At 39.7% G+C, this 19,335-nt stretch carries 13 protein-coding genes; 3 read left to right on the forward strand and 10 right to left on the reverse strand.

Annotated features, from left to right (window positions below; all coding sequences use genetic code 11):
• Window positions 1-16 precede the first annotated feature (16 nt).
• Window positions 17-1,450, reverse strand: a complete 1,434-nt coding sequence (locus tag BN8908_RS12765; protein ID WP_148453320.1) for a BatD family protein — start codon at window positions 1,448-1,450, stop codon at window positions 17-19.
• A gap of 216 nt (window positions 1,451-1,666) precedes the next feature.
• Here BN8908_RS12765 and BN8908_RS12770 point away from each other — a divergent pair, with 216 nt between their 5' ends.
• Entirely contained in the window at window positions 1,667-4,057 is a 2,391-nt protein-coding gene (locus BN8908_RS12770) for a hypothetical protein (RefSeq protein WP_068690961.1), read from the forward strand.
• Window positions 4,058-4,207: 150 nt separating this feature from the next.
• On the opposite strand, the gene BN8908_RS12775 is transcribed toward BN8908_RS12770, so the two are convergent.
• From BN8908_RS12775 to BN8908_RS12805, 7 genes are all read right to left on the reverse strand, one after another.
• Window positions 4,208-4,792, reverse strand: a complete 585-nt coding sequence (locus BN8908_RS12775) for a hypothetical protein (RefSeq protein ID WP_021989206.1) — start codon at window positions 4,790-4,792, stop codon at window positions 4,208-4,210.
• A gap of 14 nt (window positions 4,793-4,806) precedes the next feature.
• Window positions 4,807-5,784 (reverse strand): hypothetical protein, encoded by a 978-nt coding sequence (locus BN8908_RS12780; protein ID WP_021989207.1) that lies wholly within the window; start codon window positions 5,782-5,784, stop codon window positions 4,807-4,809.
• Window positions 5,785-5,960: 176 nt separating this feature from the next.
• Window positions 5,961-7,013, reverse strand: coding sequence for a D-alanine--D-alanine ligase family protein (locus BN8908_RS12785; RefSeq protein WP_021989208.1), 1,053 nt, complete (start codon window positions 7,011-7,013; stop codon window positions 5,961-5,963).
• Between the two features lie 259 nt (window positions 7,014-7,272).
• Window positions 7,273-9,039, reverse strand: a complete 1,767-nt coding sequence (locus tag BN8908_RS12790) for an ABC transporter ATP-binding protein (protein ID WP_068690964.1) — start codon at window positions 9,037-9,039, stop codon at window positions 7,273-7,275.
• 2 nt (window positions 9,040-9,041) lie between these two features.
• On the reverse strand, window positions 9,042-10,766 hold the full coding sequence (locus tag BN8908_RS12795; protein WP_068690966.1) for an ABC transporter ATP-binding protein: 1,725 nt from the start codon (window positions 10,764-10,766) through the stop codon (window positions 9,042-9,044).
• Window positions 10,767-11,051: 285 nt separating this feature from the next.
• A complete protein-coding gene (locus BN8908_RS12800) occupies window positions 11,052-12,728 on the reverse strand; it encodes a glycoside hydrolase family 13 protein (protein ID WP_068690968.1) in 1,677 nt (558 codons plus the stop codon).
• 28 nt (window positions 12,729-12,756) lie between these two features.
• Entirely contained in the window at window positions 12,757-14,199 is a 1,443-nt protein-coding gene (locus BN8908_RS12805) for an alpha-amylase (protein WP_021989212.1), read from the reverse strand.
• Window positions 14,200-14,433: 234 nt separating this feature from the next.
• Between BN8908_RS12805 and ettA the strand changes: the two genes are divergently transcribed.
• Window positions 14,434-16,122, forward strand: a complete 1,689-nt coding sequence (ettA, locus tag BN8908_RS12810; RefSeq protein WP_068692285.1) for an energy-dependent translational throttle protein EttA — start codon at window positions 14,434-14,436, stop codon at window positions 16,120-16,122.
• 136 nt (window positions 16,123-16,258) lie between these two features.
• Here ettA and BN8908_RS12815 read toward each other — a convergent pair whose 3' ends face one another.
• Window positions 16,259-17,281, reverse strand: a complete 1,023-nt coding sequence (locus BN8908_RS12815) for an LPO_1073/Vpar_1526 family protein (RefSeq protein WP_021989214.1) — start codon at window positions 17,279-17,281, stop codon at window positions 16,259-16,261.
• Window positions 17,259-17,459 (reverse strand): hypothetical protein, encoded by a 201-nt coding sequence (locus tag BN8908_RS12820; RefSeq protein WP_148453324.1) that lies wholly within the window; start codon window positions 17,457-17,459, stop codon window positions 17,259-17,261. Before BN8908_RS12820 ends, BN8908_RS12815 begins: the two co-directional genes overlap by 23 nt.
• Before the next feature lie 626 nt (window positions 17,460-18,085).
• Here BN8908_RS12820 and BN8908_RS12825 point away from each other — a divergent pair.
• Entirely contained in the window at window positions 18,086-19,324 is a 1,239-nt protein-coding gene (locus BN8908_RS12825; protein ID WP_068690969.1) for a hypothetical protein, read from the forward strand.
• Window positions 19,325-19,335 lie beyond the last annotated feature (11 nt).

Genomic DNA, 19,335 nt, shown 5'->3' on the forward strand with positions numbered 1-19,335 from the left:
CCTCCGTATCGTTATATCATTTCCCAACCTGCTTCTCCCTCCGTTCTATCGCCTCCTGCAATTTATTCATGTTCCTCTTCGTATAACCGAAAGAAAAAGCCGTACTCCGCTTGTTCAGGTCATTGACACTATTAATCCAAACCTGCCCCCGGTCGAATACGACGAAAATTTGCTCCCCCCACGTTGCACTAAGCCAATGCGAATGAGTATGGGCCACAACACAATCCCTCCCGGCATGATCAATCGTCCAGTTGTTCTCCCGGGCAGTTTCTTCCACAACTTCCAACATCACTTCATCGGAAAACGATATTTTCACAGACCGGAAATTGAGTTTTGAACGCTGGTTACGATAGACCGCAAAAGCAAGAAACGCAGGTAACAATCCGCACCAAAACCAAGGAAAAAATAAATCCTGACGCCCTTCCGTAAAATATTTGTATAAATTGCTAAGTAGAAAAAAGAACGGAATACTTACAAGAAACAATGGAAATCCGTAATGTGTCAAAGCCCAGTCCGTACTCAGATTCAAACGTCCCTCCCGGAGAACAAATGAAGCCAGTTCCTCGTCGGCTTCCCGGTGGAAACGCAACCACATAAAGCCGAATATCAACATACAACCGATGACAAGCACAATGACCACCTCATTATTTCCTCCCGGAGAAGAATGGCGTGTCTCGGCTATCTTTATCACCTGATTGTCCAAAGAATACGGAATCCCGCCAAAAGTCAGGTTTTTCGCAGAGAAAGTATATACTCCACTTCCGTCCGATCGGATATTATAATGAAATTCATAAGATTCTTTCGCATTGACAAAAGCTGAGGTATCCTTTCCCGAACCCTTCGTATAGGAAAAACGCGAACTGGACCCGCTGGGTTTATAAATGCTGTCCCCCAACTCAAGAAGGGGAGCCAGATTATCCGGACGCCGGTTACAGGTAAGTGTCACAAAAAACGTTTCGCCTTCCTCAATATAGGATCTTTGGGTAGTTACACTACACACTACCCCTTGTATATCCTGCTCGGCAGGCTTTACCCGGACATGAAATGGTGGTGTAATATACACCCTGCCCTCCGCCTTTACCGAAGCTATAGGTAAACTGATAACACCCTCTCTCAAAAAACGGACTTGATAAGAAAAAACCTCCTCCATCCTCTGCTTCTTCTTTCCGTTTACAATAATAGTCGACAAATGCCGGTTAGGTACAGGACCTTTGATAACTTCAATCAGATTAGCGAAATCAGGCGGACTCACAGAGTCAAAGCGCACCGTACATCTGTACTTCAAATTATACTCCTGTCCCACATATACACCATTATACGCCGTATCTATCTCCATAAAAAACGGGACTTCCGTTTGAGCCAATGCAATCGTTCCAAAGGCCATAACCATTGCGGTACATACTGCTTTATATACCAAACGTCTTATCGGACAACAAATTCGCAAACACATCTTTCCTATGCTTATCAATTAAACCTATCCCCCCAACATCCCGGCAAACGATTTTAAAACAACTCCATCCAATCCCCCTCCTGAACAACCGATGAAAACCTTTGCTCTTCAGAACACACGGCATATTAATTTATACACAAATATACACGATTTACATAAAGTCCCTCCGAAACATCAAACAATCACACCCCTTTTAATATGTGATAACTTAATATTATGGATAATTCACGTGAAAATGGAATATTATTTAGTTGGCAAAGACAAGATAAAAACATTATAAAAGAGAAAATTCAAACAAATAAGTTACTAGCAATAAAAAGTATTAACTTAAATTTTGAACAATTGTTTTTGTATGATATTTTCTCTGAGTTATCTACAGTTATTCAAATGGAAAAGAATGCTTTTAATTTGCCTTTCTTTCCATTTTATGAAAGTCTTAATGAATATTACAAATCTGATTTTGAACATTTTTCTTTTAAATCGCTATTAAGTAATCTTGTTGTAGATTTAACGCAATCAGAAACTCTTAAATATATTATTGACAGTATAGAAAATAGAGATTTCATGTTAGATGAAAAAAGTCAAGGAATCATAAATACTTTAGTCAAATTAGTCTCTTTAAATGGGAATATATATCTTGTATGTAAATATCCACATTTATTTGATGATTACTCAAAACAATTGTTGAAATTTCTGCAAAATTCTAGATTTATAGAAGAATACCCAAAGTTGAGATATTTAACATTAATATTTCTGTCTGATAACTTTGATGATGTTTTTTATAATGATATTAATAGAATTATTGAAATTATTGAGCCCCAAGAACGTGATATACCCGAAATATTTCACATGTTTGGAAGGAACGATATAGAGAAAGATTTTCAGTTGGCTATATTTCAATTATGTGATGGGAATTTAAATAAAATGGAATATTTTATAAATAATCTGTCTTCTGAAATAATAGCATTCACCCAACAAAAATTCGAGAATGCGGTTAATATGATGCTTACAAATAAACTGCGTTCAATAGGAGATAATTCAAGGGACGTATTGAGAGTTCTGACTACTGCTTCAGAATTGGGTGAAATAATTGATCTATTACCTTTAATAAAGGTAATAGACCATGACAGATCGTTTGTTGAAGATACACTAGAAATATCAGAGAGATACAATTTCACTATAAAAGATAGAGATACAGTAAAATTCGCCAATATATTTGTCAAACGATATTTTGAGAAATTAATAAAATACAAACGTGTGATAAATAAAAAAATATCAGATGCTTATTCTGAACTTTATCCTTCCAATTATGAAGTTAGACTGTTTTTTTTAGAAAAATCAAGTTCTGAAATGCTAAGCGAATCTTGCGATCTTCTTATTCTTATCTGGTTAAATTATAAAAAAAATGGGATTGAATGTCCTCCTGATTTGAAACTCAAACTAGACAAATACGCATATAGGTTTCACCGTACTGAATATATAAAGGTAATGGAATCTTTCTTTTTGTCTTTCAATAATCAGAATTTTGAGAATGCAGTTTCAATTTTAGATGCTTATTCAGAAATAGATTCTCCTTTATTAATGCTTGAAAAAGATTATTTTACGGGACTTGCATATTACAAACTTTCCAGAAATAAAGAAGACCTTGATAATGCATTATTATATATGAAAGATGTACAGCATCGAAGCAAGGAAATATCAATAGCATTATATGAAACAAGCTCATTGACATTAATTTCATTTATAATTAATATTACAGGAAATTGTAGTGCGGCTCAAAAAATTGAACGGGAAGTGATATATAATATCTCTTATAGAATAGAGTACGACTATAGTGCGAAAGACAATTTGCATAGAATCTATCGTAAATACGCAGCACTTCATCCTATTGAATTAGCTGTTCAAAAAACCGAAAAGAGCCTAAATTATTTTGAAAAGACTCCATTAACTAATGAATATTATATGGCAGTTGTAAATCATATTGGCAATTTATTACATTTAGGAGAATACGATGTGGCATATTCTTTTGCGAAATTATTATACTGTCACTTAGACGTATTTCATTATTCAAATAATAAAAAGATGATAATATATTCCTTGAATAATATCCTAATTGCATTTTTTCGTGCTAGTATGCTAATCCCCAAGGAGTTGTTAATGCAATATATAGATATATTAGATACGATCCCTGAAAATCCTACAAAAATAATACCTTACCTTACTATTGCTATTATTTATTATGAACAATTTGAAGATATATTATACTCTATTAACTTATTAAAAAAGACTAAAAAACTCAATAATCTAATTGCAGATTCATATTATAAGTATTACATTTTGATTAATGAAGCTGCATTATTATATTTAGACTCAAAAAGTAGACAAAAGGCTATCTCTATAATGGAGGATCTAAAAGATAGTTCTCCAGAATTATATAGAGATTCTATCCGTAAATGTTTGGTAGAAAGAGCGCAAATTATTTTGGCAAGTATGAGAATTGGAAAAAACAAAACTACTATTGAAAATGAACTTGGAAAAACGAATTGTCGCTACAAACTTATTATGAACTATTTCCTGTTTTCAGATATACAATTTTGGTCAGAATAGAAACTTTAAAAACATATAAAGTTGATTAGAAGCGAAGACTTTTAGTCAGGTAATCCTTATGAGGCTGAAGTCTTATAGATCAGTCTCATAACGTGGATATAAGATGTGTTTAAGCCTTATTAATTTATTTTTAATGGCAAACTAATATTACTACCATTGATAAATATAACGTTTACGGTCTTCAGATCTTTTAAATATACTTTTTTCTGTAAGATTCTCATATATATTTATTATTGCATTTTGAGAGCAATTACATAATTCTCCATTTCTAAATTTACATTGGGAATTTATCCGTTGACACTTCCCTTTGTAACTCTTTAATATATTTGCATCTCCAATTCGAGGCTTACGCAAAAGTGTTTCTCTTAATACACATTTTTCTCCATCATCACTAATTGTAGCTAATGCTTGATTATTAACTCCTAATAAGGACAAACTTAATGCTGCAATACCAGATGTTAAATTTATATCAAGCAAGAATGCTATCATAACGATTGTCATAGTTTTAACATTAATATATAATGAAGAATTAAACATGGTTAGGGCCATCTGTTGTCCATCATTATCATATTCTTCTATTTCAATACTTTCAAATTCATCTAGAAGGTTGGGATTTTTACATAAATAATCGAGAATTGCTTGCGCATCTTGACTATCTTTAATTCCAATTTTACATAGAGTAAAGATAACTTTATCTTTAGAACCCAATAATTCAATCATTAAAGGTATACTCATAATAATTTTTATTATTAAAAAACAGGAATTCTTGAATATTGAGATAATATTTTACATGTATTCAAAAGCCATTCTTGTCTCATAGCATTAAAAGTCTCATCAAAACTCCCATCTGTTATATGGTTAAACTTTTTTTCTTTTTGCATGGAGGTTAATTCAATTCCACCAAAAAGATAATCACTAGAATATAATATTTCCATAAAATATTTCTCTTTAGGCGGTATTTGAAATTGATAATATAAATGTTCTATCAATGTTTTTCCTGTATAATAGCAACGAGCTATTGCAGGAGGATGGTCATGTGTCGCCTCATTATGCCTACGTCCTTTAGGTATTTCGCCATTAGAAGTAAGCATGTATGATTCTTTTGCTTCCAAAAGTTCTAAATACATTAAAATGTAAAAGAAGGCATTTATGCCTTTTAATATATCTTCATAAAAAATATCGATAGACTTATAGCCTAATATACTTTTATATCTATCATCAAATATTAGTGTTACCATTTTTTCTCCAAGTCTTTTTGCTGCAAAAGTATCAGCATCGGCTTCCAGCATTTGATATATTGCAATGTCAGTATTTTCATTAGTATTTTCTATTGCACACATTCTCATATCTTTTTGTATTTGGCAATGACCTAGTAATAGATGGCCCATTTCATGAAAAGCACAATATGAAATAGCTGTATCTATCATACATGCTGCACGATTATTGTCTGGTTCAGAATTGAATATTATGCTCTCTATCATTTCTACTAATTTCTCAGTAATAATAATTACATCCTTAGTCGCCTTATATATTGAAAACGCATTTATTATAGGATATTTACCATTGGCAACTCCATGTCTTTCTATCTTAAATAAAAGATCTCGCTTGGATAAGTTTTCTATGAGCGGATTATTTGTAGGATTGTATACAAAACTATAATAGTCTTGCAAAGTGATATTTATAATATCCTGTATCTGTTTATATCGAAAAGACGATTCTATATACATGGCTTAAATATATTTACAAGCTTTTTTATGATGTTTATATATGAAATTTACATAATAAAAATATAAAAAATAGCATTTGATACAAACTGTTAATCCTTTAATCATTCTTAATATTAAACAAGATAATTAACATGTGCAGTTTATAAGGAATGTCACTTATTATACTCTAAAGAATATTATATTAAAGCTGTACTAAGAATTGTTTTCATTATTGCTTCAGGAGATAATGACAATTGTTCAAAAGCATAGTTTACAGAACTATGATGTACAAAATGAGGATTTGTGGAAACATCTGTAACATAACAGCACCCAGATTTGTCTATACGAAAGTCGACTCTACATAACCCTGATAAGCCTAAAATTTTAACAACAAGCTCTGCATCAGATACCATTTTTTTTATATCAACAAGGGTGTCCCTCATGTTAAAGAATTTGTATTCATCGTAATACACCTTATGATAATCCAAAATGTTTCCTCCCATTAATTTATCAGATAAATTTAACGCTATACCTACAGGATCTAAAATTAATTTGTGATTTTTAGAAATTATACATGGTATTTCCGCTTCATAACCGTTAATAAATTGTTGTACAATTATTGGTTGTTTCATCTCTTTTTGTTTTGCCTCAACTAATTTTACTGTCGTTTTATCAAAACAAATAACGCTATTAGTATCTATCCCAATGCTTGATGATTCATAAATTGGTTTTAATATATATATATCACCTAATTGAGGTTTATCTAAAACCCACCCATGGTCATATAAATAAGTTTTGGGTACACATAGTCCATGAATTTCTAATAATTTAATAACGTGATATTTATGTCTGCATAATGCTACAGAATAAGAATTTGAACCTGTTATGGTAATCCCTTTAAGTGCACAAAATGCAGGTATTAATGATTTACGCCCTATACCTGTACCACTTTGAGCACTATTATAAACTATCATATTTTTAAGATCAATAGAATTGTTGCATATAAAACTTATAAAATCAGTTTCATCAAAAAAGTATTTCTCAACAGGAATACATTTATTTAACATGTTATCAACTTGTTCAAATTCACAATCAGATAAATATTCTGTTCTAATATCAAATGTATTAAAATTTTCGTATTTTAATTCATGTGATTTAGTATTACATACAACATATAGTTTTTTCCCTTTTAAAAGAGTGGTACCTTCAAGAATTAATTGCTGTAATTCTTTTCTATTTTTATTATCCATAATATTAAGTTATCGTTTATTCGTTTTTTCTGGTACTCTAACCAATCTGTTCTATTTTTCCCAAAATTATTTCATTAGCTGTAATTATCCCTAAAAGGATAAGTTCTCATAAAAAAAATATTGATTTTTATTAATCAATATATACAAATATATACATAAATAACAAAAGACAAACTATCGTTTTAATAATAATCTTTCATTTTATCGAAAAAAACACCTCACTTAAACAACCACACGTTAAATCATAAAACACAGTCTTTCACCGGAATTGTTCTTGATTCAGGGTAAAGTATTTCCCTTTTATCCGGAGCAGTTCCTCGTGCGTGCCCCGTTCGACAATCTGCCCATGTTCAAGTACCAGGATGATATCGGCATTACGAATAGTAGAAAGACGGTGAGCGATAATCAGACTGGTGCGGCCCTGCATCAACTGGTCCAAACCCTTTTGGATCAATATTTCACTCCGGGTATCGATATTGCTGGTTGCTTCATCCAGCAGTAAAATAGCAGGATCGGCAACAGCCGCCCGGGCGATATTCAGCAATTGCCGCTGTCCCTGACTTAAATTGGCACCGTCATTCTCAAGTAAAGTATCATATCCGTGGGGCAAACGCTTGATAAACGAATGGGCCGCCGTCAACTTAGCCGCTGCTACGACTTCTTCATCCGTAGCCTCCAACCGGCCGAAACGGATATTCTCACGCACCGTATCAGTAAACAAATGAGTATCCTGCAAAACAATAGCCATCGCTTTACGTAAACTCCTTCTCCGTACCGTACGGATTTCCTCCCCATCTATCCGGATTTCTCCCGACCGGATATCAAAGAAACGAGGCAACATATTGAGAATCGTCGTCTTCCCGGCGCCGGTTGCTCCCACCAGAGCAATCTTCCGCCCAGCCGGAACCTCGAAAGAAATGCCTTTCAGGATCATCTTTTCCGGACGGTAACCAAACCATACCCCTTTCATCATCACTTCGCCTTTCACCCCTTCCAACTCCACCGCTTCCGGCAAATCCGGAGTTTCCGGTTTTTCATCGATTACCTCAAAAATCCGTTCTGCTCCCGCCAATGCTGCTTGAATACTATTATAAAGACTTGCCAACTCATTGACAGGCCGGCCGAACTGCCGCGAATATTGGAGGAATGCCGCTAATCCTCCCACATCAAAACCCCGGAATATGGCCAGCAAAGCCCCGGCAATGGTAACCAATACATAATTCAGGGTACCGAGATTCTGCATCACAGGCATCATCAACCCCGAATAAAACTGCGCCTTCAACGACTTGGTATTCAAATCCTGATTCAGGCCGCCAAAATCTTCCTCCGCCTTCTGTTCATGCCCGAATACCTTAACTACCTTCTGCCCGCTGATCATCTCCTCAATATAACCGTTGACATTCCCCAACGACTCCTGCTGTGCTTTAAAATATTTCCGGCTCTTCCGGACAATACCCCGGGCACCCAAAAACATCAAAGGTACAGTCACCAATGTAACCAATGTCAGTATCGGACTGATCACCAACATCAGACAAAAAATACCCACTACCGTCAAAGCACTCGACAGCATATCCGACAAACTGTCGGTCAGGGCATCACTGATACGGTCCATATCATTCGTAAAGCGACTCATCAGGTCGCCATGCTGATGCATATCGAAATAACCTACCGGCAAATGCTCCATCTTCCGGAACAAATCCGCCCGCATCCGGGCCACCGTCTGCTGTCCGATCTTATTCAGCAACCGATACTCCACATACACCGCAACAATCCCCACCAGGTATATAACCACAAGTATCCCCAACATCCTTACCAAACCGGCAAAATCTCCGGGCAGAATATATTCGTTGATGATCGGCCGCAGCAAATAAGATCCTCCCAGATTAGCGGCTATGCTAACTACAATCAGGACACCGATTACGACAAGCAACATCCGGTCGCACACCAGATAAGCCGCCAACCGGATCAGAGTCCGTTTCCCGGCCTTGGGCCTCGCCTGATATTTCAAATGATCTCCGTGTGCCATAACTAATCCGGAATTTGTTGTGAACTGTAAATCTCCTGATACACTCTGGACGTGGCCAGCAATTCCTCAGGCGTACCGATCGTCTCTACCTCACCGTCTTCAAGCACGATCACCCGGTCGGCCGACTGCATCGTATTGATTCGCTGGGTAATAATCAAAACTGTCGTATCCTTCAACATCCGGTTCAGATTTTCACGTATCCGGAGTTCCGTCTCCGAATCCACGGCACTCGTACTATCGTCCAGAATCAATATCTTCGGTTTCCGCAACAAAGCCCGGGCAATACAAATCCGTTGCTTCTGTCCGCCGGACAAATTAATACCTCCGCGCCCCAACAGCGTATCGTATCTTTCACCCAACCCCATAATAAAATCATGTACCTGTGCCACACGGCAGGCCTCTTCCGCTTCTTCCAGGGAAGCATCCGGCTTGCCCCACCTCAGATTTTCCAATATCGTCCCGGTAAATAGCTCGTTCTTTTGCAACACCATCCCGATACAGGCGTGTAGCTCACGCAGGTTATACGCCTTCACCGGAATCCCGTCAATCCGGATCTCCCCGGCAGTCACGTCGTACAAACGGGGGATCAGCTGCACCATAGAACTTTTGGCCGATCCGGTAGCACCGACAAGAGCAATGGTCTCCGCAGGTCTGATATGAAAACTGATGTCTCTCAACACATCATTTTCTCCGTCCCCATATCGGAAACCGACATGCTCGAACCTGATATCCCCTTGCTCTATTTTATACCGGCTTGTCAGTCCTTCAGGCGTATCGGCAAGAGAAGGCGTGGTATCCAATACCTCCCTGATCCGCCGGGACGATGCCGAAGCCCGGGCCGTCGTCATAATAAACATCGATAACAACATCAGCGACATCAGCACCTGCGCCAGATAATTCACAAATGAAATCAGTTCCCCGATCTGCAACTCTCCCTCCATCACCTTATATCCCCCAACCCACAATATAGCGATCACTGACAGATTCATCACCAATTGCATCACGGGAAAAACGGTTACAATAATATCCGAAGCCCGGACAACCGTATCCTTCAATTCTTCGCTGCTCCGGGTAAACTTCCGGGTTTCGAAATCCTCCCGCACAAACGATTTTACCACCCGGATATTGATCAGATTTTCACGGACCACACCGTTCAGTTGATCGATTTTCTGCTGTACCTTCAGGAAATAAGGAAATCCCTTTTTCAGAATCACAAAAACGGCGATTCCAAGCACCGGAATAGCTGCCACCAGAATAAGCGCCAATTGTGCATTGATCCGGATGACAAAAAACACCGCCATCACCAGCATAAACGGCGAGCGAAGCATCATCCGCATAGACATCAGCACCACCTGCTGAATCCGTGCAATATCATTGGTGAGCCGCGTAATTAAAGAAGACGTACCGAAACGGTCCAGATCAAAGAAAGACAACTGCTGGATTTTCCCGAACAAAGCTGTCCGCAAATCAGTACCGAAGCCGATCGAGGTCCGGGAAGCCACCCATACATTCGCCACACTGAAAGCCAATCCGAGTAACGAAATCAACACCATATAAGTACCCTTCTCCGCAATCAGCGAAAGATCGCGTTTCATCACCCCCTGATCGATAATCTCGGCCATATACATCGGCTGCACGGTCTCACACCACACCGTAACCAACACCAGCAAAGGACAAACCGCCAGGCTGCCCCTGTACTTGCGCAGTATATGCCAATACCTATACATAATTCCCGCTTATCTTCATAAAACCCATAAAGCTGTAACGAAAATAACAAAATTTATGTTGTGTTTAGCATATAAGTACAAAACTTTTGAATTTAAAACAAGTAAACTTTTCATTTCCAAAATCACAACTAAACCGATCCGCTTGTCATGATCCCATAATAACAATCAACATCTTCAACATCATTTTACAGTTTTCGGATAAAATGTCATTATATCTGTATCCCTATGTTACAAACAAATAAATTCAACACATCGTTCTGACATCGAATAAACAGACACCGCAACTTACAGGATCAGCACCAAGGCTTCGAAAGGACGGAGCCGGATCTCTTTGCCCAAGGGAGGACAGTCATTGTAATTATCCAGCAGGGCTTCTGCCCCGGTCAGACAGATACCCGGGCGACAACTTGCCTCCCGGCAGGAAAAATTCAATATAACCAGGAATTTACGTTCTCCTCCGTCCCGGATATAGGCGAACACCTTGGGGTTCTTCCGGTCGACCAGCTTCCAGGTACCAAAAATCAGTTCGGGATTTGCTTTCCGGAAAGCAATCATCTTCCGGAAATAATTTAACACCGAATCCGGATTTTTTTCCTCCACCGCAACATTCACCTTCCTGTAGCCGGCATTGACCTTCAGCCATGGTGTTACAGATGAGAAACCGGCATTCGGCGTATCGTCCCATTGCATAGGGGTACGGGCATTATCCCGGGAAATTTGCTTTTGCTGTTCCATAAATTCCGTCATATCCTTACGGTGTTTCCTGAACGACTTATACTGGTTCAGTACGGCAACATCCCTGTAGTCCCCGATATGATTAAATCCGGCATTCACCATCCCGATCTCATCCCCGGCATACCAATAGGGAGTTCCCCGCATTGTCAGTAAAAAAGTGATCAGCATCCGGGCCGACACCTCCCGGAATTCGGGTAAATCGCTCCCGAAACGGGAAATCATACGCGGCTGATCGTGATTTCCCATATATATCGCAGGCCAACCGTTCCCCACGGCCTTATCCCAATCCCCGAACATCTTTTTTAAAGCCAGCAAACTATAGGGTATACCGGAATCCGGAGTATCCGGGACGGTATTATTTCGGACCTCTGACGGCCCGAACCCATACAGCATATCCAACTCCTGCCGTTCCGGTTCGACAAAGCCGGCAACATCCCTATACCCCAATGCCGAACCTTCCCCGACAGTCATGATATCGTATTTGCTCAACACTTCCGTATACATTTCATGCAGGTAATCGTGTAAATGCGGTCCGTGGGCATAATAAGAAAACACATCGGGATACTTCCGCCTATCAATGGGCGGGAATGCCGTATCTTTTGCAATCAGCGGAATTGAATCCATCCGGAAACCGTCGATACCTTTATCCAGCCAGAAACGCATCATATCGTAAATAGCATGCCTAACCCCGGGATTCTCCCAGTTCAGGTCAGGCTGCTTCCGGGAAAAATAATGCAAATACCAGGAACGTGTACGGGGATTATAACGCCAGGCATTCTCTTCAAAATAACTGGGACGATAAGCCGGACGCCCTTTTTCCAAAGGCCACCAATGGTAATATTCATAATGGGGATTTTCGCGGGACTTCCGGGCTTCCACAAACCACGGATGTTCGTCACTCGTATGATTGACCACCAGATCAAGCACCAGCTTCATCCCGCAGTTATGTACTTCCCTCAGCAATTCGTCAAAATCCTCCATTGTCCCGCACTCCTTCATAATTGCACGATAATCACTGATATCATATCCGTTATCGTCGTTCGGAGAAGCATAAATGGGACTCAGCCAGATAACATCCACCCCAAGACTGCGTATATAACCCAACCGGGAAATAATTCCCCGGAGATCGCCGATCCCGTCCCCGTTGCTATCCATAAAACTCCGGGGATAAATCTGATATACGACGACCTCTTTCCACCAATCCGTCCGCTTTTTTGCCTGCTTCATAACTCCCTGTTTTTTATCTGTATATTCATTACCGTTTTACCCATACCGCCAGCTTTCCGCCCGACACCGGAAATGTCCCTTCCCCCTTTTCATCAATCATGACCTCTTCCTTCCGGTTGCCGGTGATCTCATACCAGTACTCGCCCCGATGATGTTGGCCGACAGCCATCGTTTTATGCCCGTCTTCTCCGTTGGAAATGAGCAAAGCCAAACCGGATCCCGGATGCTCGGTGTCTCCAGTCCGTGTAAAACCGACCGTATTCGGATGATCAAAATAATTATGTTGTTCTCCGAAAGCGTATCTACGGCGGGCATCCAACAAAATATCAAGAATCAGCCGATGCGGGGATTTCTTGCCTTTCACCCCGTAATAATCCCCGTAAAAAATACAGGGGTACCCCTCTTTCATCAGTAATATCAAACCATAAGCCATCGGCTTAAACCAATCCTTCACCTGAGATTCCAGTGAACTGTTTTTCTGTGAGTCATGATTATCCACAAAAGTAACGGCCAGATCCGGATGATCGGCCACCAATGTACCTTCGATCAGTGTACTCAGATCAAAATCACGTCCCTTTTGTGAGGCCTGAAACATATGGTAATGCAGAGGTACATCGAATAAATCGACCTGGTATTCCACCTGAGCCAGATATTCATCCAGCGACTCCTTATCATTCTTCCAATATTCACCCACGGCATAAAAACGATCCCCCCGTTCTGCCCTTACCGCTTCCAGAAAATGTTTGATAAACTGGTCGTTGATATGTTTGATGGCATCCAGACGCATCCCGTCCAGATTCAGTTCCCGGGATACCCAAACACCCCAGTTTTTCATTTCCCCGACCACTTCCGGATGATCGAAATCAAGATCGGCGAACATCAGAAAATCGTAATTCCCGTTTTCACCGTCCACTCCTCCGTTCCATGCCTTGCCTTCCCCGACAACCTGAAATATCCCTTCTTTACCGGTTGATGCGTCGCAATCCACCCCGGAAAAATGATACCAGTGCCATTTGAAAGCCGAATACTTATCCCCGCGTCCCGGGAAATTAAAACCCGTCCACCCTTCAATCTCGTAAGGATCGCTTTCCGCATCCTCCCGCTGTTCCGGATTGACTTCCCGGGCCAGAAACTTCTCCGTATAATCCGCCCCGGCTTTGTGGTTCATGACTGCGTCCAGATACACACTGACCTGATACCGGTGAAGTTCCGCTATCATCTCTTTCAATTCCTGCACCGTACCGTACTTCGTACGTACCGTTCCCTTCTGGTCGAATTCGCCCAAATCGTACAAATCATACGTTCCATACCCCTCGTCTTCCTGCTTCAATCCCTTATAGGCTGGCGGTATCCAAACAGAAGTCACACCGATTTCATGCAAATGGGCAGCATCCGCCTTCAGTTCCTTCCATAAATTCCCGTTATTCGGCATATTCCATTCGAAATATTGCATCATCACTCCATTCTTCATATTCTTTGTATTTATTCAAATAAAACGGGCAAAAAAACAATAGGGTTACAATCACCCGGCAATTCTTCAAAAAAACCGGAACCAAAACAAAAAAAAGAAATTCCAGCCCCGGGAAACCGACCGGTATCTTCACGCAGAACCCGGCGAATGCTCAATATCACCGGAAATATTATATCTTTGCATACCTGCACTTCCGGACAAGGCAGTCAACCAATCATAAAAAATACATCAATTATGGCAGACGATAAAAAAATCATCTTTTCCATGGTGGGAGTCAGCAAAACATTCCCTCCTCAAAAACAAGTATTAAAGAACATATACCTTTCTTTTTTCTACGGAGCTAAAATCGGTATTATCGGATTGAACGGTTCCGGTAAATCAACCCTGTTGAAAATCATTGCCGGCATCGAAAAAGATTACCTGGGAGAAGTCGTTTTCTCTCCGGGTTATTCTGTTGGATATCTGGAACAGGATCCGCAACTGGCTTCCGGCAAAACGGTCAAGGAAATCGTACAGGAAGGCGTACAAGACATCGTCGACACACTGAAAGAATTTGAAGAAGTAAATGAGAAATTCGGCGACCCGGATGTACTCGATAATCCGGAAAAAATGGATGCCCTCATCAGCCGGCAGGCAGAATTGCAGGACAAGATCGATGCTGCCGACGGATGGAACCTGGACAGCCGGCTGGAACGTGCCATGGATGCACTGCGCTGTCCGCCCGAAGATCAGCTTGTAGATACCCTTTCCGGAGGAGAGCGGCGCCGGGTAGCCCTATGCCGCCTGTTACTCCGGCAACCGGATGTATTGCTGCTCGACGAACCGACCAACCATCTGGATGCGGAATCCATCGACTGGCTGGAACAACATTTGCAACAATACGCAGGCACGGTGATCTGCATCACGCACGACCGGTATTTCCTGGATCATGTTGCCGGGTGGATACTGGAACTCGACCGGGGCGAAGGAATTCCCTGGAAAGGCAATTACTCCTCCTGGCTGGATCAAAAAACCAAACGGATGGCCCAGGAAGAAAAGCAAGCCAGCAAACGCCGTAAAACACTGGAACGCGAACTGGAATGGATAAACATGGCACCCAAAGCCCGGCAAGCCAAGGGTAAGGCCCGGTTAAACTCGTACGAAACGTTGCTGAACGAAGACCAGAAAGAGCGTGAAGCCAAACTGGAAATTTTTATTCCCAACGGCCCCCGGTTAGGAAACAAGGTGATCGAAGCGCAACACGTTGCAAAAGCATTCGGCACCAAACTGTTGTTCGACGACCTGAATTTCATACTTCCGCCCAACGGCATCGTAGGTGTGATCGGTCCGAACGGAGCCGGAAAAACCACCCTGTTCAAAATGATCATGGGCATGGAAACCATCGACAAGGGCACGTTTGAAGTAGGTGAAACAGTCAGAATCGGCTATGCCGACCAGACCCACAAAGACATTGATCCGAAAAAAACCGTTTACCAGGTTATTTCCGGCGGACAGGAACTTATCCGTGTCGGAGGCAAGGAAATCAATGCGCGTGCTTACCTTTCTAAATTCAATTTCGCCGGAGCCGATCAGGAAAAGCCGTGTGGCGTACTATCCGGCGGAGAAAGAAACCGCCTCCACCTGGCACTCACCCTGAAAGCAGAAGCGAATGTATTGCTGCTCGACGAACCCACAAACGATATCGACGTAAACACCCTCCGGGCACTGGAAGAAGGATTGGAAAACTTCGCCGGATGTGCCGTCGTCGTCTCACACGACCGTTGGTTTCTGGACCGTATATGCACCCATATCCTTTCATTCGAGGGAGACTCGGATGTCGTCTTTTACGAAGGCTCGTACTCCGAATACGAAGAACACAAACGCAAATTATCCGGAAATGTCGAACCCAAGCGGGTACGCTACCGGAAACTAACTGCAGACTAACACGGCGGACGGGAACATCCCGCCGTGTCTCCCGTCCCCTTCATCCAGCATCCCCTTATCCTTTCTTTGCCCGGATATTACCGGGCCATCACTGCCGTTCACACCCATAAAATCCATCATTGCGATTTTCCCGGAGTCAGAGAGCAGCTTTCAGCATCCGCATTAAAGCAGGGCCGGCGATATCATCTGCCGGTAAAGAAAGATCATATTGGGACAGGCAACATCTTTTCCACATTTCAAAAATATCTCCCCACAAGGGATTCCTCTGAATGTAATACCGTTCGACATCTTCCCGCTGTTTCGTAAAGCGATGGTACAAATCCTGAATTTGCTTTGACCCTGCAATACGTTCCGGAACAAGGGCCGCATCCACCAACTCCTGATAGCTACCCTTAACAAAATAATATAAACCGACGGTTTCATCAAACCGGAACATCAAATTTACCTGATCACGGGGAAAACCTCCCGTATATTGATCCAAAACCCCGGCACTGATCCCATTCGGATACAGCCTGTTATAGCTATATGTCAACTCTTCTCCTATCGGGATCGTCCGCCTGAAACGGGGAACGGGGTGGAGGCATCCAACCGAAAGGAGATAGGACATGTCCCTATAATCCAAACCCGAGACAGACGGAATAACACCGGCCATCGCATCGATCACTTTAACCATCAGATCGGCAGGCAGATTTTTATGAGCTTTTGCAAAACAAAAAAAAGCCAGAAAATCAACCTGCGGCTTCGTTAATTTCGGCAATAACACCAACGCCTCATCCAGACTCAATTGCCGCCGGTTTCCTTCCGTCGTTCCCAACCTTTCAAGCATGAGTTCTATAAGCCCCTCTCCCAATGTTTCATCGCCACTTTTCCCATACTCACAATAAATAGCGTGCAACGCCAACTGTATAGCAGGCTCGTTAAACCTCCTGAACAATAAACGATCCTTTTTCGACACGGACTCAATAAGCCGCCCGGCCAACTGCTCCACCCTCTCCTCAAACAATTGACGGGCCTCGCTGGCCAGTATATCCAGTTCCCGCCTTATTACCTCCGATGAAATCCGACGGACATCCTCGCCGGTCAGCCCCTGGTTAAAATCCCCGTTTACCTGAATAATTGTAGCGTTTTCTCCGGCCTTAGCTTCTTGTTTTGTCTGCATGATAATCGCCTCCGATTTGAATAATATGACTCCGGTCTCCCGTCTTTGCTTTCTGGCTGACCGTCCTCCTTTTGCCCATCCGGAATTTTACAACCCCGAATATACCACTGATAACGGCAACCGTAACAGGTACAAGCCAAACCGCATTTTCCGATAAAAAATCAACAAATCCGTCCATAATCTTCTCAAATAGAAACATTCCGATTCACAAAAATAATAAATAAGCCACAAAAACTACCCCCCGCTCCCCTACTGAATATCATAAATTACAACAAACCAAACTTTAAGCTTAAAACAAAGAAACCGGATTTAACAACAAATAAAAGCCGCCCTACACCCAATGGATAAAAAACAAAACACATTATTAAAAACATCATTTTGCTTCCGAGGTTAATAAAACATCATAATAAAAATACACTAATATCAGAAATGGATAACAAATTCGAAGAAAATACAAGCTACGGTATCGAATGGGATTTGGAATAAACAATTGTTACCTGATCTGACAATACAGAAATAACAGGCACAAGAAAACCGGAACTTTCAATAATTCCGTATCCACATACATTTTCATCTAATAACACAAATATACTCCCTCCTTATGTTACATGTGTTTTCAACAATCTATAATTTCTGAATCAACATCCTTTAAGTAACTATATGCAATTCTTATCTAAATTCAAATATGATTTTATCTATTAAATAAATAAAATGTAATCAATAAATTTTATTACTACATTTTTTTATTTATACAAATTATTTTATATAATTGTACATAAAAATTCATTTTTAAATATATTTTTCATGAATAACAAAGATTTCATTGGAAATTATCGATATTGGCCTTTGGCATATTCATCAAATAGTTTTCAAATTCAAAAATCTGAAGAGGATTCAATTAATAATTATTGGGTTCCTATTTCAGAATTAGCAATTACAGAGAAAATATCAACACTATCTTATGTACTTTATAACGAACGTGTATATTTTTTAAAAAATAATATATCAAACACAATCTATTCACAATATTTCCCTGACGCATCTAAAAATAAAGCCAATTCTGTAAAATCATTTGTAGAGATTGCTAAAGAAAAATTTCGAAATGATACATACGAAGAATATAAATTAGAATATTCTATTTTGCAAATAGTAAGTACGAAAAGACACTTATTTGCTTTAGCTAAAGCAAAAAACGAATACTATTTTCTTAACATTTACCTAACAATCAATGGCTTTGGAGAGAAAATAGATGTCCAAGAGATCAAGTTACCTCATAAAAGTTTAAACATTGAAAATGCAGAATTAGGTATATTTACTATAAATGAATATGAATCTATTATATACTTTTTTTTAAAGGAATCAAAAGATATATATATTGGCAATTATAGAAGCTCTAAAAAGAATTTTGTCATTAGTAATAAATTAAATGATTTGACAAAACAAAAATACTCACCAGATTCATTTTGTGTCATCAAAAACTTAGACATACCAACATTAGCACTTTATGATAGCCAAACCAACACATTACATATATTAGAATATAAAGAAATAAAAAAGAAATACACTGAAATTCAAAAAATAAAGTTACCCGAAAAAATAGTTGGCATAAAATCATTTTATATTGATTCTCAAAATATTACACCTCACATATCTAGTTTCAGACTCAATCTATTACTTTTATATAATCACTCTAAATTATGGATTATTAACTATCACAATAACAATTGTACCCCTCAATTACTTATAGGCAATGGAAAAACTCATATTAGTAAACCCATGTTTTCTCCAAATTTAATTAATTGCAGATTTAATCATTTATCTAACATTTACACTATAGATAATAATTGTATAATATTTTCTGATAAGCAAAATCCCATAAAATCTTTAGAAACATATAAATTATATGAAAATCATCATCTTCCAATACCTGAAGAACAATTAAATGAAGATAAATTATATGCATTACTTCTGTACAAAACAAGAGAAATATGGATGTTACATCATAGCAAACAAATTAGCCAAAAGGATTTTAATTTATCATAATCACAATATTT

This window comes from Culturomica massiliensis (assembly GCF_900091655.1).
Classification (GTDB): Bacteria; Bacteroidota; Bacteroidia; order Bacteroidales; family Marinifilaceae; genus Culturomica; species Culturomica massiliensis.